Consider the following 19,000-nt stretch of genomic DNA (forward strand, 5'->3'; position numbering starts at 1 on the left):
GTTAAGGAGTCCCTGCACTCCTTAACCACTCACGGGGCCGGAGGCCCTACGCCCCGTACACCGGCGTCGGAATCTCCGCCTTCTCCAACAGCGTTGCCACGACGGGCCCGATCTCCTTCGGGTCCCAACGGTCACCCTTGTCCTCGCTCGGGCCGTGACGCCAGCCCTCCGCGACGGTGATCTTTCCGCCCTCGACCTCGAACACCCGCCCCGTGACGTCCTTGGACTCGGCGCTACCGAGCCAGACGACCAGCGGCGAGATGTTCTCGGGCGCCATGGCATCGAAGCCCTCTTCGGGAGCTGCCATCGACTCGGCCATCGCCCCACCCGCGCCGACGGTCATGCGCGTGCGCGCAGCAGGCGCGATCGCGTTGACACTGACGCCGTAATTCTTGAGCTCGGCTGCGGCCTGGATGGTCATCTCGGCGATACCGGCCTTCGCGGCAGCGTAGTTACCCTGGCCGATCGAACCTTGCAGTCCTGCACCCGAACTGGTGTTGATGATGCGTGCGTCGACGGTCTTGCCCGCCTTGGCCTCAGCGCGCCAGTAGGCAGCAGCGTGACGCAGCGGCGCGAAGTGCCCCTTGAGGTGCACGCGAATCACCGCGTCCCACTCGCCTTCGCTCATGCCGACCAGCATGCGGTCCCGCAGGAAGCCCGCGTTGTTCACGAGTACGTCCAGGCCACCGAAGGTGTCGATCGCGGTCTTGATCAGATTCTCGGCGCCCGCCCAGTCGGCCACGTCGTCTCCGTTGACCACTGCTTGGCCACCGGCGGCGATGATCTCCGCGACAACCTGCTCGGCCGGACTCTCACCGGTCTCGGAACCGTCGGCACCCGCACCGATGTCGTTGACGACGACCTTGGCGCCCTCGGCAGCAAACGCCAAGGCATGCGCACGCCCGATCCCGCGACCAGCCCCGGTGATGATGACTACGCGTCCGTCGACCAATCCACTCATATTTGTCTCCTAATGCACTCTGCTCGGGCTTGTCGGCTCCGCTTGTGTGCTAACTTACCAAGCAATCGCTTGGTTTGGTACACAGACGTAAGGAATCCCGATATGGGCATCAGCACCTCCTCCGACGGAACCGGCATCACCACGGTCACCATCGACTACGCGCCGGTCAATGCAATCCCGTCCAAGGGATGGTTCGAGCTTGCCGACGCCATCCTCGACGCGGGCAAGGATCTCAACACTCACGTGGTGATCCTGCGAGCCGAGGGACGCGGATTCAACGCCGGCGTCGACATCAAGGAGATGCAGGCGACCGAGGGATTCGACGCACTGGTCGCCGCCAACCGCGGTTGCGCCGCGGCCTTCGCAGCCGTCTACGACTGCGCTGTACCCGTCGTCGTGGCCGTCAACGGATTCTGTGTCGGCGGTGGCATCGGACTGGTCGGCAACGCGGATGTGATCGTCGCTTCCGACGACGCGATCTTCTCCCTCCCCGAGGTCGACCGCGGTGCACTCGGCGCTGCCACGCACCTCTCACGACTGGTGCCGCAGCACATGATGCGCACGCTGTACTACACCGCACAGAGCGTCGACGCCCACACACTCAAACAGTTCGGCAGCGTCTACGACGTGGTCCCGCGCGAGAAGCTCGACGAGTGCGCTCGCGAGATCGCCGCAAAGATCGCCGCGAAGGACACCCGCATCATCCGGTGCGCCAAGGAAGCCATCAACGGCATCGACCCGGTCGACGTCAAGGGCAGCTACCGCCTCGAGCAGGGCTACACCTTCGAACTCAACCTCCTCGGTGTGTCCGACGAACACCGCGACGAATTCGTCGCCACCGGCAAGCCGCGCGAGAACGCAACCCAGAAGGAAGGCTGAGACAAACATGGCTAGCAAGCGTGACAAGACGAAGTCGCTCGACGAGGTAGTCGGCGAGCTCCGCAGCGGAATGACGATCGGCTTGGGCGGCTGGGGATCTCGCCGCAAGCCGATGGCCTTCGTGCGTGCGATTCTGCGTTCGGACATCAAGGACCTGACCGTGGTCACTTACGGCGGACCGGATCTCGGGCTGCTGTGCTCGGCCGGCAAGGTCAAGAAGGCGTACTACGGTTTCGTGTCCCTGGACTCCGCACCGTTCTACGATCCGTGGTTCGCCAAGGCGCGCACCGCCGGTGAGATCGAAGTCCGCGAGATGGACGAGGGAATGGTCAAGTGCGGCCTCGAAGCCGCTGCCGCTCGCCTCCCCTTCCTCCCGATCCGCGCGGGCCTGGGTTCGGACGTTCGCAACTTCTGGGGCGACGAACTCAAGACCGTCACCTCCCCGTACCCCGAGGCCGACGGCCGCTCCGAGACCTTGATCGCGATGCCTGCACTCAACCTCGATGCGTCGTTCGTTCACCTCAATCTCGGTGACAAGCACGGCAATGCCGCGTACAACGGTGTCGACCCGTACTTCGACGACCTGTACTGCATGGCCGCCGAAAAGCGTTACGTCTCCGTCGAACGCATTGTCGAGACCGAGGAACTGGTCAAATCCGTTCCACTGCAGAATCTTCTGCTCAACCGCATGATGGTCGACGCCGTCGTCGAGGCCCCGAACGGTGCCCACTTCACGTTGGCCGGCGAAAGCTACGGCCGCGACGAGAAGTTCCAGCGTCACTACGCCGAGGCCGCCAAGACCCCCGAGTCGTGGCAGACGTTCGTCGACACCTTCCTCTCCGGCAGCGAAGAGGACTACCAAGCCGCAGTAAAGAAGTTTGCCGATTCATCAAAGGCAGGGGAGCAGGCAAAATGAGCGAATCCACCGTCACCCGCGCAGAGTACGTTGTTCTCGCGTGCGCTGAAATCTTCTCCGGTGCAGGCGAAATCATGGCCAGCCCGATGTCGACGTCGTCCACCATCGGTGCTCGCCTGGCTCGACTCACCACCGAACCCGACCTGCTGATCACCGATGGTGAAGCCCTCATTCTCGAGGACACCCCGGCAGTCGGAACGAAGGGCCCCATCGAAGGATGGATGCCTTTCCGCAAGGTGTTCGACGTCGTCGCTTCGGGCCGTCGCCACGTAGTCATGGGCGCCAATCAGCTCGATCGCCACGGCAACCAGAACCTCTCCGCCTTCGGCCCGCTTCAGCAACCGACGCGTCAGATGTTCGGTGTGCGCGGCGCCCCGGGCAACACCATCAACCACGCGACGAGCTACTTCGTCCCCAAGCACTCCAAGCGAGTGTTCGTCGACAAGGTCGACGTGGTGTGCGGTGTCGGCTACGACCAGATCGATCCCGAGAACCCGGCATACAAGTACCTGAACATCCCCCGCGTTGTCACCAACCTCGGTGTCTTCGACTTCGGTGGACCGGGAAACACCTTCCGCGCGTTGAGCCTCCATCCCGGCGTCACCGCCGAAGAGGTAGCCGAGAACACCTCGTTCGAGGTAGCCGGACTCGCCGAGGCCGGTATCACCCGTGACCCCACCGCCGAAGAACTCCACCTCATTCGCGAGACCCTCGATCCGCGCAACCTCCGGGACCGTGAGGTCTCGGCATGACCCCCACTCTGAAGACAGCACTGACCGAACTGGTCGGTGTCGAGTACCCGATCGTGCAGACAGGCATGGGCTGGGTTTCCGGGCCCGCGCTGACGTCGGCGACGGCCAACGCGGGCGGTCTCGGCATCCTGGCTTCGGCCACGATGACCTACGACGAGCTCGAGCACGCGATCAAGAAGACGAAGCAGCTCACGGACAAGCCGTTCGGCGTCAACATGCGTGCCGACGCCACCGACGCGCCGCAGCGCGCGGACCTGCTGATCCGTGAGGGCGTCAAGGTCGCGTCGTTTGCCTTGGCTCCCAAGAAGGAACTGATCGCCAAGCTCAAGGACCACGGCATCGTCGTCGTACCGTCGATCGGTGCCGCGAAGCATGCGGTCAAGGTTGCATCTTGGGGCGCGGACGCCGTCATCGTCCAGGGCGGCGAAGGTGGTGGTCACACCGGCGGTGTGGCAACGACATTGCTTCTCCCCTCGGTTCTCGACGCTGTCGATATTCCGGTCATCGCCGGTGGCGGATTCTTCGACGGCCGCGGGCTGGCCGCAGCGTTGGCGTACGGCGCTGCCGGTGTCGCCATGGGGACGCGTTTCTTGCTCACCAGTGACTCTTCGGTGCCGGACTCCGTCAAGCAGGAATACCTCAAGCGAGGACTGACGGATACGACGGTCTCACGCAAGGTCGACGGCATGCCTCATCGTGTGCTCAACACCGACCTGGTCAACAGCCTCGAAGGTTCCAGCTATGCAACCGGTTTGATCGCTGCTGCCAAGAACGCCACCAAGTTCAAGGCAATGACAGGTATGAAGTGGTCGACGCTCGCCAAGGACGGCCTCGCGATGAAGCGCTCGGGTGACCGCACGCTGATGCAAATCATCATGGCGGCGAATACCCCGATGTTGCTCAAGGCCGGTCTGGTCGAGGGCAATACGGAAGCCGGCGTGCTTGCCTCGGGTCAGGTTGTCGGAATGATCAACGATCTGCCCAGCTGCAAGGAACTGATCGAGAACATCATGGAGGACGCGGCCAAGCGTATCGACGCGCTTGCGGCTCTTCGCTGACGCAGATTCATCCGAGTGCGTCTCCCCCACTGCGCTTTACGCGGAGTCGGAGGAGGCGCACTCTGCGCATTGCCGAGCTAACCGGTCTGCTGGTGACGACCACCCGGCACCTCGAAATACTGGGAGATTGCCACCGCGGCCATCTGTACCGGTGCAACGTGTCGATCGTCGATCTTGCCTCGAACGAGTGGGCCGCTGATCGACAGACCGACTTCCGCTTCGCCCAGCGCACCCACCCGCACACCGATGCAGCCGAGACCCGAAGTACACGTACCGAATACGACACCGTACCGATGGTTGGCTATTGCGGAATGCTGCGCGACCGTCGAACGGCGGCCCGCTGCCAAGAGTGCCTTGCCGATTGCCGAGGATCGCGCCGGGATGCGAGAGCCGACGCCTGTCTGGAGGTCAGGTATCGCCTGGCTGCCGATCTTCTGAAGGTATCGCACGTTGCTTCCCTCGAGGACCCCGAGATGTACGGCCTGATTGGTGACGAGGTGCAGGTTGTACAACAACGGCACCACCACCCTCTCGAACTTGTTTCGATACAACGAGATTGCCCCAAGATCGCCGAGTTTGTCGCCGATTTCGTACTCGAGGCCTTCTCTGCGAAGCCAATCCATCCTCACTAGCTTCAGAAGCATCCTGTGCACGGACGATCGCGGAATCCCGGTTCGACGGGCCACCTCGCCCAGCGTCAACCGCGGCGTGTCACGAAAGCAATCCACTACCATCGCCAACCTGTCGAGGGTTGACATAGGGATGGGCTCTTCTGTGATCGGTCCGACCGACATGGCGTCTCCGTTTCGGTGATCCGCCCGTCGAGAGGACAGCGCTGGGCGTGCTCTGCTGACTGCAAATCTGGGCCTTCACCGGACGAACCGCCAGGGCATTTCCCACCGTGCGGGAGACAAACCTGCCTGGCCACTCCACCTGCAGCTATACCGATCACCGGTTACCCCCGTTGAACCTGGACCAACTCCTCACCACAGTGGCCAACACAGATCACTGAACAAAGGACGACGAGTTGACTACAGACGTGACGACCACAACGGACCTCGGCGAAGTCGACGAGATCCGCATGATCGACGAGGGCGCTGCTCCCGAACGTTTTGCCCGCGGATGGCACTGCCTCGGACTTGCAACGGATTTCCACGACGGGAACCCACATCCGATCGAGGCCTTAGGCACCAAGCTTGTCGTATTTGCCGACAGCCAGGGCGAATTGAAGGTCCTCGATGCCTACTGCCGTCACATGGGCGGCGACCTCAGTCAGGGCACGGTCAAGGGCGATTCAGTCGCCTGCCCCTTCCACGACTGGCGTTGGGGCGGCAACGGCAAATGCACCGCGATCCCCTATGCACGCCGCGTTCCACCGCTTGCCAAAACCCGCGCCTGGACCACCCTCGAACAAGACGGACTGCTTTTCGTCTGGCATGACCCCGAAGGCAATCCGCCTCCGGCCGAAGTCGCCATACCGGTAATCAAAACTCCGGACCACGAATGGACCGATTGGGTATGGAAGTCAATCGTCATCGACACCAACTGTCGAGAAATCGTCGACAACGTCGTGGACATGGCGCACTTCTTCTACGTGCACTTTTCGTTTCCCACTTACTTCAAGAACGTCTTCGAGGGGCATGTCGCCATCCAGGAGCAGAGCGGTATCAACCGCGACGACATCGTGACCTGGACGGATCCCGACGTGCCGCAGTTGGTCTCGAACTTCTCGGTGGCCGCCTATCACGGACCGTCGTTCATGATCGATGATCTGGTGTACCAGTACGAAACGTTCAAGGTGGATTCGGTTTTGATCAACTGCCACTATCCGGTCAGCCCGAACAAGTTTGTCCTGATGTACGGCATCACCGTCAAGAAGACCGAGGAACTTCCCGCCGGGATAGCGGACCAAACCGTTGACGCGATGATCGGTTACATCGGCGTCGGATTCGAGCAGGACATCGAGATCTGGAAGAACAAGACCCGCATCGACAACCCACTACTCTGCACCGAGGACGGTCCGGTCTACCAACTGAGGCGGTGGTACGAACAGTTCTACGTCGACGTCGCCGACGTCACGCCCGAGATGATCGATCGCTTCGAATTCGAGATGGACACAAGCAAACCCATCGAGGTGTGGAAACAGGAGGTTGCAGACAACCTCGCACGCCGTGCAGGAGCAGCGCAGTGACCATGGAACCAGTGGACTGCGAGCGGTGTGGAACATATGTCCTCGTCGAGAAGAACAGCTGGCAACATACCTCGACTCAATGGCGATCGGATCCGCACAACGTGTGTTCGGAGTATCGCGAAGACAAGGCGTCGCCGAAAATTCGCACCGGAACTTGTTCGGCATTAAGAGATTCCATCAACCGAGCTGCAGTCGACGGGAGACTCACCGTTCCAGATTGACCTAGCGCGCTCCCACCGCATCCACCTCGTCGCCGGCCATCACAGCGGCCAGCTCTGATGCCAATGTTCCATTGTTCTCCACGACTACGGTGTCGCAGCCTTGCCACATTGCGGTTCTACGAAGGAGCTCAGCCAGACGCGGTGCAGTGTCGGCATCGGCGGTGGGCTCAGCCCAAGCAGCGCGCACGAGTAGCCGACGGCTCTGTCGGTCGTTCTTGAGATCGACTCGCGCGCAGATATTGTCGTCGATCAACACGGGGAGCACATAGTAGCCGTGAACCCGCTTGTGTGCGGGAGTATAGATCTCGATCCGGTAGTGAAAGTCGAAGAGCCGCAACGCTCGATCGCGCGCCCACACTACCGGATCGAAGGGCGACAACAGAGCCTCGGTTCGGATCGACCTTGGACGCTTTGCCTGTGGATCAATCCATACCTCGCGAGGCTTGCCACGACGCTCCCAGCCCTCGACGGAAATACTGCGTACATTGCCGGCGTCTTCGAGCTCACGCAAGGCAATTCGTGCCTCAGCGCTCGGCAGCCGAAAGTAGTCGGCGATATCGTCGAGCGTACCGAGTCCGTGGGCCTTCACACCACGCAGCACCAGCTCACGGATCGCGTCCGATCGATCGATCCTCGCATCGAGGATCTCGGGCGCGAGCATGTGTTCGGCAAGGCCGTATCGACGTTCGAATCCTGCGCGACCCGCCGATACCACTTCGCCCCAACGGAACAGAGTCTCCAGCCCGACTTTCACGTCCGACCACCCCCACCACGGGCCGCGGCGTGTATTCGCTTCATGCTCGACTTCGCTCGCCGCCATCGGACCGTTTTCACGCAGTTCGTTGCGCAACCAGTCGAGGAAGTCGCGCCGATCAGACGCCCATCCGTTCTTGTCGCTCAACGCTTTGTCACGAAACTGGTCCATGCGCCAACGAAAGAGCGGCCACATGTCCACCGGCAGGAACGTCGCTTCGTGTCCCCAGTATTCGAGGTACCCCGACTCCGGGGAGAAGGTCAGCTGATCAAGCCTGGACTTGTCGTACGCGCCCAGTCGCGCATAAACGGGCAGGTAGTGACTGCGTTCGAAAACGTTGACCGAGTCGATCTGCAAGACCTGCAGCCGGTCCATCACGCTGACCAGATTGCGCCGCGTCACCGTTGCCGGGTGTGATTTGCCGAACCCTTGAGCGGCGAGCGCTATTCGGCGGGCAGCTGCCAGAGACACGACTTCGCTCATAGCCGACCACACTACGCACGCCGTCCGACAAGTTTCAGGGCGGCGAGAAGTTCAGGGCGGCGAGAAGTTCAGGGCGGCGGAGCCGGGCGGCCGAAGAGAACTGCTGACATGAACGCCTGAAGTGTGGAGGCGTTTTCTGCTGCAACATCGAACTTCATCAAGCGTCCGATGTCGGGGACCAGGTTCAAAGCAGCGTGAACCAGGAACTTCGCCTCTATCGCCGAAAGGTCCGGACGAATTTCGCGAAGTATCCGCGCCCACTCGACCACGTACAGCTTCTGGCGATTCTTCAGATCGCTTCGATGTCCCGGCAGAAGGTTGTTCATCTCGGAAAAATAGACCGACATCAATTCATGTTGTGCAAACGACAACTCCACGTACATCGCCGACAGTGCGCGCAGCGCTTCCTCCGGCGACGTCGCAGACTCGAATACTGCTGCCGTCGCAAGGTCCAGACGGTCCGCCGCTCGATAGAACACCGCCCCGAGAAGTTCCGCTTTGCTCGGAAAGTAGCGGTACATCCCGGAAGCGTTCAAACCCGCAGCGGCTGCGATCTCTTCGATACTGACGTCGTGGTAACCGCGAGAATCGAAGAGCCGCACGGCTTCCTGTAGCAGACGTTCACGCTTGTTCGTCGTCACCGGTCGCGTCGACACAGTTTGCTCCGACCGCCGCGATGTAATTGCACTCCCACCGTGTTCGATCGACAGACAAGCGTCGAGAAGAACTTGCTCCATCCGACGTTGGGGCAGTATCAGATTGTGAGCGGTGATGCTGCCGATCACGCTGAACATCGCTGAGGTGAGGATGGTTTCGGCACGAGCACTCGCCGGCGGTTCGGAGCGTGAAAGATGCAGTGCAACTCGGTGATTGACAGCAGCTGCCTGAGCTCGGACCGATTTCCGATCGGCAGCGTCGAGAAACCGACTCTCCCACCGGTAGATCCCGGCTGTGCGCCGATTACGCACCGTCGTTCGGATCACAGCGAGCAAATCCTCGCGTAGGCGCTCCCGGTCAGTTGCATCGGCGGCGACGGAGACCGCATCGAGTGCACTCTCGAGCGCGTCGGTCAATTCCAGTGCCGCGTGGCGGAACATCGCATACTTGTTCGGAAAATGCCGATAGAGTGCCGAACCCGAAATACCGACGGACGACGCAATATCCTCGACGCCTACGGCAGGATATCCCCGTTCGCTGAACGCAATTGCAGCCGCAGCGGCGATCTTCGCCTTGCGGTCCTTCGGACGTCGCTTGACCGACTCCGATCCCGCCGCTCGAAGGATTACACGCGAGGTCTGTTCGTCAACTGTCTGCGCATCGACAGACTGCTGTCTCGGGCTCACTCGTGCACCCCCTCTCTCAGCCCCACCAAACACCAAACCGATCCTTTTGCGAATGAGCATAATCATAATCGGTTCCCGCCATCGGAAACTTTCGAGATTTCCACTGTAGTCACGTTCTATATACGCTGCTAGCTTCCCTAACTCCCGGTTGCCGTCAACTGCATCGCCCCTATCATCGATGCTGAAACTCGAGAGAATCCTCGTTAACAAAGCCTTGCCCTGCGGTCGAAACCAGGGGTAGGGTCACCGCTCGAAGCGGCCCCCTCTCCCCGATCGGGACATCGGACGACGGCTTCCGGAATTTCGATGAACTTAAGCCGAGGACACCACCCGACAGAACTCATATTGGCACGTCAACGCGCTGACCGTCGCTACTACACCGAAAACTCCCCCGAGAATTTTCGTTCACATAATGCTTGCCACGTCACATATATGTGTGAGATGCTTCACAAGCAGTTCGCTCGACCGCCAGCGTCCGAACAGTTCGACTTTCGTGCTGAACCATGTTGATCTGCAAAGGAATTCAATTAGATGACGTACGAGCTACCAGCCCCGAAAGGCCCGGTACGAGACGTAGCGTTGCAGGGGGGCTATCTGATCGGATTCTCGGTGCAGGCACTGTTCGGCCTGTTCACGGCAATCCTCCGCAGGCGACTCTCGTTGCACGAGACGATCACTCAGACGCTCTTCATCGGTCGCGTCAGCACTGGTCCGTCGCTGCTCCTCATGATTCCGATCGGTGTCTTCATCGCGGTGTCGGTCGGCGAACTGGCCGGCCGCATCGGTGCCGGTGGCTACTCGGGCGCCGTCGTGGCATTCATCATCGTCGGACAGGCCGCAGCACTGGTGTGCGCGTTGATGATGGCCGGTGTTGCCGGGTCGGCGATCTGCACCGATCTTGGTTCGCGAAAGATTCGCGAAGAGATCGATGCCATGGAAGTGATGGGCATCGATGTGATCGAACGCCTGGTAGCTCCGAGATTGGTTGCGGCAGTGATCGTCTCCCTCGCACTGTGCTCGATGGTGACCTTCGGCGGAGTGATCGCGTGCTATCTGTACCACATCTACGTGCAGCATCTTCCGGCCGGAACGTTCATGGCAACGTTCAGCCAATACGGTCGATCGTCCGACTTCGTCATGGCTTTGGTGAAAGCCGCGATCTTCGGCCTCGCTTCGACTTTGGTGGCCACTTTCAAAGGTCTCCATGCAAAAGGCGGCCCCCGCGGCGTTGCCGACGCAGTCAACGAGGCCGTCGTCATTGCGTTCGCGCTCGTCTTCATCGTGAACACAGTGTTGTCCGCGTTGTACACCGTAATCGTCCCGGCAGTCGGTGAATTCTGATGTCGCTCGTCGATCTCCGTGTTCGAGCCCGTCAAGCGAGCAGACCCCTGCGAACCGCAGGTGACGGCCTCGTCTCCCTCGGTCAGCACGTCACTTTCTACGTCCGCACCATCGCATCGATCCCTTTTGCGCTCACCAAGTACCGCAAGCACGTACTCGGTCAGATCAGCGAGGTCAGCTTCGGCACGAACTCCTTGCTGTCCGGCGGCGGCACCATCGGGATCGTCTTCGCGATGTCGCTCGCCGCGGCAATGATGTTGGGCGTCGAGACTCACCGGGGCCTCGAACTCGTCGGGATGACCTCGCTCTCGGGCATGCTGTCTGCGGTCGCGAACACCCGTGAGCTTGCCCCTGTTGTCGTCGCTATCGCGTTGGCTGCCAAGGTCGGAACGGGTTTCACTGCCCAGATCGGGGCTATGCGCATCTCGGACGAGATCGACGCCCTCGACTCGATGGCGATCAGATCCATCCCCTTCCTCGCGGGTACGCGGGTGGTCGCTGCCATGATCTGCGTCATCCCGATCTACATGATCGGGCTGCTCGCCAGTTACCTGTCGACCCGACTGGTCGTCGTGTTCTTCAACGGTGCATCGGCAGGTACTTACGACTACTTCTTCCATCTGGCGATCTCGCCGCAGGATCTCCTGTACTCGGGCCTCAAGGCCGTGGTGTTCGCCGCTGTTGTCGCGTTGGTTCACTGCGCGTACGGCTACTATGCCTCCGGTGGTCCGGCCGGCGTCGGGCAGGCTGCCGGGCGCGCGCTCCGTACTGCGATCCTCGCGATCGGAATCCTCGACGTACTGATGACTTTCGCGCTGTGGGGCCTCGTGCCCCAGATCCCGGGAATGGGGGTCTGAGCCGTGGACAGACTCACTACACGCACGAAGATCGTCTATGCACTGCGCGGCACCATCGCCATCGTGGTGGCCGTCGTGGCAGCAGTGACGATGGTGCTACGCGGATCCGGAAACCTCGAGCAGAGCACCGACGTGTTCGTCGCGGTTCCGGCCACGGCGGGCCTGATCAGCGGCGAGGCACCGGTCCGGTACCACGGGGTCAACATCGGCCGAATCGGTGAAATCGAATCAGGAACAACAGAATCCGTTGTGCAACTACAGATACAGACTGACGATGCATCAAAGATTCCCGCCGACGTGATGGCTCGCGTCGTTCCACGTACGTTCTTCGGTGACATCTACATGCAACTCGTGGACGACCCGACGCGACAGGGCCGAACGACCCTCGCGGACGGTGACGAAATCCGCATGGACGACGGACCCGAGGCCGTCGCCCTCTACGACGTGTACACCAAGCTGGTCGGAGTCCTCACAGCGATGCAACCCGAGAAACTTCAAACGGCTCTGACCGCACTCGGCCAAGCTCTGGACGGAAACGGAGTCGAGATCGGTACCACGATAGACAATCTCAGCGCCGCTTCCGGTGCACTGGCTCCTGCCGCCCACCAATTCCTGCAATCCACTCCGGAATTCCGAACTGTCGTCGACGCACTGGACCGCGCGACCCCCGACATTCTCGATACCCTCGCCGCAGCCACATCCGTCTCGAACAACATGGTCGCCAACAGGGCGAACCTCGAGACCTCGATCGGCGCGGCGGCCGTATTCGCCGCGACCGTCGACGATTTCGTCGCGACGAACAACAGCAACATCATCACTGTGATCGATTCCGCCGGAAAGATACTCGCGACTACCGCCGCCAATCCCGACGGACTGCGTTCCACTCTCGCCAATGCCAGCACGTTCGGCGCCGCCGGAGCTCGGGTCTTCGCCACCGGAAAGTTCGACATCACAGCAGTTGCCACGTTCGCCGAACCGCTCCCCTACACGGGCGCCGATTGCCCGCAGTACGGGGACTCGCGCGGCGCGCAATGTTCCGGCGCCAACCTGACGCCAATGCAACCCGTCAGTGCCCCGGTCGTGGGCGGCGAAGCCGAGGCTGCCACGCTGCGATACCTCGAAGACCAACTGCAGGGCGGCTCGCCGGAGCAGTCGGACACCCCCAACCCGGCAACAACACTGATGTTGGGGCCGCTGGTCAGAGGTAACGAGGTGACCGTCCCGTGAAGGTCCGTCCTGGCCAGGTAATTCGGTTGTCACTCTTCTGCATCACCGGCGTCGCCTGCGCGTCGTTCGTGGCGAACACGTTGTCGGTTCCGGTTCGCGGAAGCACTGATTCGTACTCGTTCGAGTTCACCGACGTCGAAGGACTCAACCCGGGTAACCCTGTCACCATGTCGGGTGTGCGCGTCGGCCGCGTGGACTCGGTCGCGTTTGCCGACAACGGCGGCGGTACGAGCAAGGCGATCGTCGACGTCGAAATCGAATCACAGTATTCACTCGAGTCGGATGTCCGTGCCGCAGTTCGTTACGGCGACATGCTGGGTGCTCGATACCTGGCACTGACCCAGGATCACAGTGCGACAACGGTATCCGCACAACGGCTCGAACCAGGTGACACGATACCGCTGGCGCAGACAACTCCGCCGATCAACTTGACCGCACTGATGAACGGCTTCAAACCGTTGTTCGCCGCACTCGAGCCCGAGCAGGTGAACACCCTCACGCGGAGTTTTGTCGAAACCTTCAACGGCCAGGGCCAGGCGATGACCACCCTCCTCGACCAGATCGCGACCATGAGCTCCGGCCTTGTCGACCGTCAGGACGTCTTCGCACAACTACTCACGAACATGAACACTCTTCTCACCTCCGTCGACGAACGCCAACCCGAATTGGTCGGTCTGCTGGACGGTTTGAACGATCTGAGTACTTCCGTCGTCGGGCAGAACGATCAACTGGTCTCGCTCTTGGATCAGGGAAACCGAACTGTCTCGTCGTTGGCTCAGATCATGGCCGGGTCGAACGGCGCATTCGGTCAGACCGTGCAACAACTCGAAAGTGTCACCGGGAGTTGGATTGCGAGCACCGACGAGTTCAACAGACTTCTCGCCAACCTTCCCCAGTTCGCCGACGCCGCCAACCGGATCGGAAGTTACGGAAGTTTCATCAGCCTGTATCTGTGCAATTTCACTCTGAAGGCAGGCGACATGGAAGCCAACATCTTCGGTCCGACACATTCGCCGGTGTGCTCATGATGTTCCTGGTCAAGCTGATCGACGTGTTCGTCGGCATCATGCTCTTCCTGTTCAAAGGGGATCGCCGTCGCAGCGGTAGCGGCACCGCTCTCGCCCTGGGTAGTCTCGGAATCTTCGTTCTGGTGGTGGGACTCGGCGCCGCCTTGGGCATTCCGAAGCTCTGGTACAACGTACGCACGTCGGCATACACAGCGGAGTTGGCCAATGCCAGCGGGCTTTCCGACACCGATCCAGTTTACGTGGCCGGGGTTCCCGCGGGCCGAGTGGATTCGATCGACCTTGCCGGCGACCACGTCGTCGTCAACTTCCGCTTGGACAAGGACCAGCCTTTGGGAAACCAGAGCACGGCGACTGTCAGGCTCAAGACGGTCCTTGGCAAGCGCTACCTGGAGATCGTGCCGGCCGGAGTCGTCGACGACTCCGATGCGCGGGTCATCCCGCTCTCCCGCACAACCGTGCCGTACAGCCTCGACGACGTCAGCAGTGATGCCACCACTGCGGCCACCGGCGTCGACCTACAGGCGATGGAGTCCATGATGAACACCCTTTCGCAGGTGATTCCAACTGATTCCGATCAGGTGGGCCGGGCTCTGGCCGGAATCAGCGGCGCCTCGGCGGCTTTCGCGCAGAACAGTGAACAGATCGACCAGATTCTCATCATGTCCCGCGAGCTGTCGGACATGGCTGCGGCACAAACCGATTCGATAGTCGGTACTGCGGCCAATGCTCAGACGATCGTTCGTACTCTTGCGATGCGCAAGGACGCACTGACTCAGCTGGTCGACAACCTGACAATCATCATCTCGAAGCTCTCCACCACTTTCGTCGATCGTCAGGACGAGTTCGGAGCCATGACCGACAACCTCGTCGAGGTCACCACCACGCTGAAGAACAACGCAGATCAGATCGACCTGCTGTTGACTCGTCTTCCTTCCGCGCTGCGTTCGGTCACCGATTCCACCGGCACCGGCAATTGGACCGACGTCAACGCGCCGGCCGCCGTGATCCCGGACAATCTGCTCTGCGCGCTCGGCATCATGGAGGGCTGCAAGTGAATACACGAAAAGCCGTCACGGCCATGCTGGTCGTGACCCTGGCGATTGCACTCCCCGGTTGGTACATCTTCGGACGAACGGATCAGTCCAAGACCGTCTACGCCGATTTCAGCTACGTCGGCGGAATCTACGAGGGAAGCAAGGTCACCGTCCTCGGAGTCGGCGTCGGGACGGTCACGTCGGTGGAACCTCGCGGAACTTCTGTTCGAGTGGCGATGTCGATGCCCAACTCCGTGGACCTGCCAGCCGACGCCTCGGCCTATGTCCTCAATCCATCGGTGATCAGCGATCGCCACATCGAACTCGGCCCGGCTTACACCGGCGGAGAGACGCTGAAAGACGGCGACCAGATTCCGATCGAACGTGCCCACTCCCCCATAGATTTCGACGGCTTGATGGGAAGCGTCAGCACTTTGGCCGACGCATTTGCCGGGGATGGGGGCAATCTCGGCGATCTCGTGAGCCGCGGCGCTGCCGGATGGCAGGGTCAGGGCGATCAATTCAACACCGCAATTCGCAACCTCAGCACGGCAACCGGAGTTGTCGGCGCTCGGTCGGAAGACATCGGTGCCCTTGTCGACAATCTCAATACCTTGATGAATGCTCTGGACGCGAGGCAGGTCAGCCTCGACGAACTTGTCGGTGACCTCGGCACATTGGGCGATCAGTGGGCGAACCAGAACATGGACATCTCACAGCCTCTGCAGGATCTGCAGGTGGTCTTCGACCAGTTGAACAGTTTCATGACAACTCACGGCGATGATGTCGGTGCCATAGCCGACAACGTGCGAGTTCTCGGTGACACTCTGGCTGCCAAACAACCCGGCCTCGCAGAGTTCATGGACCTTGTGCCGTTGATGATGGAGAACCTTTCCCAAACAATCGGTCCTGATCAGCGCGGGCGCATTCGGCTCAACGTCTCGACTGCATTGACTCAGTTCGCGGTTGCGAAACCGCTGTGCGACACCTACAAGTTGCCGATCTGCACCGGAGCCGGGTTCACGAATCCGATATCCTTCCCCCTCAGCACTTCTGATCCGCTCGGAATCGCCTCCGCGATTTCCGGCGGAGCCGTCCCCGGAGGTGGCAATTGACGCGGCAATCGGTTCGAATAGTCGCCGGTATCGTGATCATCGGTGTGGGTTCTGCGGCCGTGTTCGCCTTCGGCGGCTGTAGCGCAGGCATTCAAGACCTACCCCTGGGTCGTTCGGCCGACGGTGATGCGTACAACGTGGCGCTGCAGCTGGCCGGCGCCGACGGCCTGGTGTTGGGGGCAGACGTCCGCAGCGGCCAGAAAGTCATCGGCCGAGTATCCGCGCTGTCCGCCGACGTCGTCGGAGCCGATGTGACACTGAGTCTGGACGCCGCGACGCCGTTGCCGGACAACGTCGAAGCATCCGTCGAACTCCCGTCCGCACTGGGCAACCCGTTCATCAGACTATTGGTGCCGGAGGTTCCGTCCGGCTCGATGCTCAGCGACGGCGACACAATTCCGGAGTCTCGCACCGAGATCGGTCCGCAAGTCGAAAGTGCGCTTGCCACGCTCGGTACGGTTCTGACCGGAAGCGGCATCGATCAACTCGATACCGTGGTGCGCGAGCTGAACACCGCGTTTTCCGGGCGCTCCGGTGAAGTTCGTTCTCTGACCGACACCCTGACCTCGCTCATGGCAGAGGCAAGCAGTCACCGCAGCGAGTTCGACGAGGCCGTCGACCTCGCTGCCCGGGTCTCCTCCCAACTGGCCGGCCAACGCGACGTCGTCGACAACTACCTCGATTCCGTTCCACAGGTGGTGTCGATTCTCGTGGGACAAAAGGATCAGATTGCAGGCCTGTTGAACTCGACCGTTCAGCTCGCCACCAACGCAAACACCATCCTCGACTCGTCACCCGACGGCCTCGACGCGATGCTGCACGATGCGTCGACCGTTGTCGGGACTCTGGATTCGTTCAATTCGGAGATCGGTCAGACACTGGCGAATATGAACGGACTGCTCGAGAACTTCACCAGTGCAGTCCAAGGTGACTACCTCGTTTTCGACGGCGCCCTGGATATTCCGGGAACGATCGACAAGCTCTGGAGCGGCGGGATGGCCGGTCAATCGATCGCACCGGCGGGAACTCTCACCGATCTACTTCAAGGAGGTCTGCGTTGAGTCGCCTTGCGCTTGTTCAACTTGTCCTGTTCGCTCTGATCGCTGCTGTGGTAATCCCTTTCGGAATCGTCTACGTGGTCGGCCCTCAGGGTTTCGGTGGCCAAATCCGGCTGCACGCCAACATGTCCGACGCCTTCGGGCTGACCAAGGGCACGGTCGTCACGTATCGCGGCGTACAGGTGGGGAAAGTGAGTGAAGTCGAACTCGACGCAGGCACCCGCTCGGCTCGGGTGGAACTCTCACTCAACGACAACGCCGAGATACCTACCGACAGCGTCGCCAAGGTGACGATGGGGACCGCAGCCGGAATTCAGAATGTCGACATCTATCCCAACACAGACCACGGCCCGTATCTTCGGGACGGCGACGAAATCGCCATGCCCGCGGATCAGCAACCGGTCCAGATGAGCCAGTTGATGCTTCAGGCGTCCGGTGTCCTGGAAGGGATTGATCCGCAAGCGATCAGCGACATCGGGACCGAACTGGGAAATTCGTTCAACGGGCTCGGCCCGAGCTTGGCGACGATGATCGACAACGGTGGAACCATGTCCGCGCAGTTGAACGACCAGTCGGCCGAACTCGCCGCGCTGTTGTCGCGAACCTCCACGTTGGTGGACTCCATGGCGACACAATCGGATTCGTTCGTCCGAGGAATGGCGGCTGCCAAGAACTTCACCGAACAACTCGAATCCAACGCTCCGGTGCTGATCTACCTCACCGATCATTCGCCCGCCGCCCTGAACAGCGCTCAACAGTTGTTCGACAAGTACCACAACACTTTCGGAGCGGTCCTGGCCAATCTCGTCACTGTCGCACCGATCATCTCCGACCGCACAGACGCCCTCGAAACCGGGCTTGTCACGATTCCTGAAGGTCTCGCCAAACTGGCATCCATCGTCAAAGGCGATCGCGCCGACTTTGCCTTGGTTGCCACACAGGGGCCGGTCTGTAACTACGACACCCCTCGGCGTGAGGTCGGCGATCTGTCTCCCACCAGTCCAAGTCTGGCGATGTACTGTCCCCCCTCCGACGACCTCGTCCAACGCGGAGCAGAGAATGCTCCCCGCCCGAACGACCTCGGATTGCAGAACTCGACGGTTCCCGGTACGCCGATCGGACCACCCGTCGTCGCAGATCCGATTCTCGTCCCCACCGGAGTCGACGCCCTGAACTACTGGAGATTGATGTTGGAAGGACTGGGAAATGGCACACGGTGACAACGCACTACTCGACGAGGCTGAAGCCGAGGTGGCCGAACATCCGACTTCTCCGTCGCTACTTCGCCGCCTCAAGGAGCCACGCAACGCACTGATCTCACTCATAGCGGTAGCGCTGGTCGCAGCATTGGTGGTGCTCGGATTCCAGATGTACTCGGCGAATCAGGAAGACACGCTGCGGCAGGAGGCTTTGGACACCGCGCGGGATTACTCGACCATCATGTCCTCCTTCGACTATCAGAACCTCGATGCCAACAAAGACAGCATCGCCTCGATGTCGACCGACGAGTTTGCCGGCACCTACCGAACGATGGTCGATTCACTGCGCGAAGTCGTCGCCGGGGGGCAAGGCCAGGCGAGCGCAACGGCGACAGACGTCGGCATCGAATCGCTGGACAATTCGTCGGCCAAGGTGCTCGTGTTCGTCGACCAACGAGCGAAGAATGTCGCAGCGCCAGAGGGAAACACACAGAAGTACCGCATGGTCGTGTCCCTGGTCCGCTCGGACGACCGGTGGCTCGTGAGCAACGTCGAGACCAAGTAACTCACCACGCGCGGAGGA

At 61.1% G+C, this 19,000-nt stretch carries 18 protein-coding genes; 14 read left to right on the top strand and 4 right to left on the bottom strand.

Translation table 11 applies throughout. From position 1 onward, the window contains the following. Positions 1 to 46: 46 nt before the first annotated feature. The gene (locus QMA15_RS28425; protein WP_020906294.1) at positions 47 to 961 is read right to left on the bottom strand and encodes an SDR family oxidoreductase; all 915 of its coding nucleotides are present in this window, start codon (positions 959 to 961) and stop codon (positions 47 to 49) included. Positions 962 to 1,063: 102 nt separating this feature from the next. On the opposite strand from QMA15_RS28425, the gene echA20 reads away from it, so the two are divergent. The 4 genes from echA20 to QMA15_RS28445 are packed head-to-tail and all read left to right on the top strand — an operon-like array spanning position 1,064 to position 4,566. Further along, positions 1,064 to 1,840 carry a (7aS)-7a-methyl-1,5-dioxo-2,3,5,6,7,7a-hexahydro-1H-indene-carboxyl-CoA hydrolase gene (echA20, locus tag QMA15_RS28430; RefSeq protein WP_003945611.1) on the top strand — a complete coding sequence of 259 codons (777 nt, stop codon included), beginning with the start codon at positions 1,064 to 1,066 and terminating at the stop codon, positions 1,838 to 1,840. A gap of 7 nt (positions 1,841 to 1,847) precedes the next feature. Next, entirely contained in the window at positions 1,848 to 2,756 is a 909-nt protein-coding gene (gene ipdA, locus QMA15_RS28435) for a cholesterol ring-cleaving hydrolase subunit IpdA (RefSeq protein ID WP_019746969.1), read from the top strand. Further along, complete coding sequence (locus QMA15_RS28440; protein ID WP_019746968.1) at positions 2,753 to 3,508, top strand: CoA-transferase; 756 nt, start codon at positions 2,753 to 2,755, stop codon at positions 3,506 to 3,508. The genes ipdA and QMA15_RS28440 overlap by 4 nt, the downstream gene beginning before the upstream one ends. After that, on the top strand, positions 3,505 to 4,566 hold the full coding sequence (locus tag QMA15_RS28445) for a nitronate monooxygenase (protein ID WP_019746967.1): 1,062 nt from the start codon (positions 3,505 to 3,507) through the stop codon (positions 4,564 to 4,566). The genes QMA15_RS28440 and QMA15_RS28445 overlap by 4 nt, the downstream gene beginning before the upstream one ends. 77 nt (positions 4,567 to 4,643) lie before the next feature. Here QMA15_RS28445 and QMA15_RS28450 read toward each other — a convergent pair whose 3' ends face one another. Beyond that, a complete protein-coding gene (locus QMA15_RS28450; RefSeq protein WP_003945819.1) occupies positions 4,644 to 5,360 on the bottom strand; it encodes a helix-turn-helix domain-containing protein in 717 nt (238 codons plus the stop codon). Between the two features lie 287 nt (positions 5,361 to 5,647). Here QMA15_RS28450 and QMA15_RS28455 point away from each other — a divergent pair, with 287 nt between their 5' ends. Further along, positions 5,648 to 6,757: a Rieske 2Fe-2S domain-containing protein gene (locus QMA15_RS28455; RefSeq protein WP_290287725.1), complete on the top strand. Its 1,110-nt coding sequence runs from the start codon at positions 5,648 to 5,650 to the stop codon at positions 6,755 to 6,757. 222 nt (positions 6,758 to 6,979) lie between these two features. On the opposite strand, the gene QMA15_RS28460 is transcribed toward QMA15_RS28455, so the two are convergent. Together QMA15_RS28460 and QMA15_RS28465 are read right to left on the bottom strand one after the other, a co-directional pair. Further along, entirely contained in the window at positions 6,980 to 8,215 is a 1,236-nt protein-coding gene (locus QMA15_RS28460) for a crosslink repair DNA glycosylase YcaQ family protein (RefSeq protein WP_211918252.1), read from the bottom strand. 68 nt (positions 8,216 to 8,283) lie between these two features. Then, on the bottom strand, positions 8,284 to 9,558 hold the full coding sequence (locus QMA15_RS28465; protein WP_134998404.1) for a TetR/AcrR family transcriptional regulator: 1,275 nt from the start codon (positions 9,556 to 9,558) through the stop codon (positions 8,284 to 8,286). A 531-nt stretch (positions 9,559 to 10,089) separates the two neighbouring features. Between QMA15_RS28465 and QMA15_RS28470 the strand changes: the two genes are divergently transcribed. The 9 genes from QMA15_RS28470 to QMA15_RS28510 are packed head-to-tail and all read left to right on the top strand — an operon-like array spanning position 10,090 to position 18,982. After that, positions 10,090 to 10,899, top strand: a complete 810-nt coding sequence (locus tag QMA15_RS28470; protein WP_046377962.1) for an ABC transporter permease — start codon at positions 10,090 to 10,092, stop codon at positions 10,897 to 10,899. Then, positions 10,899 to 11,756: an ABC transporter permease gene (locus QMA15_RS28475; RefSeq protein ID WP_134998405.1), complete on the top strand. Its 858-nt coding sequence runs from the start codon at positions 10,899 to 10,901 to the stop codon at positions 11,754 to 11,756. The genes QMA15_RS28470 and QMA15_RS28475 overlap by 1 nt, the downstream gene beginning before the upstream one ends. A 3-nt stretch (positions 11,757 to 11,759) precedes the next feature. Next, positions 11,760 to 12,983, top strand: coding sequence for an MCE family protein (locus QMA15_RS28480; protein ID WP_134998406.1), 1,224 nt, complete (start codon positions 11,760 to 11,762; stop codon positions 12,981 to 12,983). Further along, positions 12,980 to 14,011 carry an MCE family protein gene (locus QMA15_RS28485; protein WP_134998407.1) on the top strand — a complete coding sequence of 344 codons (1,032 nt, stop codon included), beginning with the start codon at positions 12,980 to 12,982 and terminating at the stop codon, positions 14,009 to 14,011. Before QMA15_RS28480 ends, QMA15_RS28485 begins: the two co-directional genes overlap by 4 nt. Further along, positions 14,011 to 15,066, top strand: coding sequence for an MCE family protein (locus tag QMA15_RS28490; RefSeq protein WP_029537558.1), 1,056 nt, complete (start codon positions 14,011 to 14,013; stop codon positions 15,064 to 15,066). Before QMA15_RS28485 ends, QMA15_RS28490 begins: the two co-directional genes overlap by 1 nt. Continuing rightward, on the top strand, positions 15,063 to 16,160 hold the full coding sequence (locus QMA15_RS28495) for an MCE family protein (protein ID WP_290287670.1): 1,098 nt from the start codon (positions 15,063 to 15,065) through the stop codon (positions 16,158 to 16,160). The genes QMA15_RS28490 and QMA15_RS28495 overlap by 4 nt, the downstream gene beginning before the upstream one ends. Continuing rightward, positions 16,157 to 17,221: an MCE family protein gene (locus QMA15_RS28500; protein ID WP_060938404.1), complete on the top strand. Its 1,065-nt coding sequence runs from the start codon at positions 16,157 to 16,159 to the stop codon at positions 17,219 to 17,221. The genes QMA15_RS28495 and QMA15_RS28500 overlap by 4 nt, the downstream gene beginning before the upstream one ends. Next, a complete protein-coding gene (locus tag QMA15_RS28505) occupies positions 17,218 to 18,438 on the top strand; it encodes an MlaD family protein (protein WP_290287673.1) in 1,221 nt (406 codons plus the stop codon). The genes QMA15_RS28500 and QMA15_RS28505 overlap by 4 nt, the downstream gene beginning before the upstream one ends. Next, positions 18,425 to 18,982 carry a mce associated protein mas1a gene (locus QMA15_RS28510; protein WP_290287675.1) on the top strand — a complete coding sequence of 186 codons (558 nt, stop codon included), beginning with the start codon at positions 18,425 to 18,427 and terminating at the stop codon, positions 18,980 to 18,982. Before QMA15_RS28505 ends, QMA15_RS28510 begins: the two co-directional genes overlap by 14 nt. The last annotated feature ends 18 nt before the right edge of the window (positions 18,983 to 19,000 follow it).

The sequence above is a fragment of the Rhodococcus sp. APC 3903 genome (assembly GCF_030407755.1).
Lineage (GTDB): Bacteria > Actinomycetota > Actinomycetes > Mycobacteriales > Mycobacteriaceae > Rhodococcus_F > Rhodococcus_F erythropolis.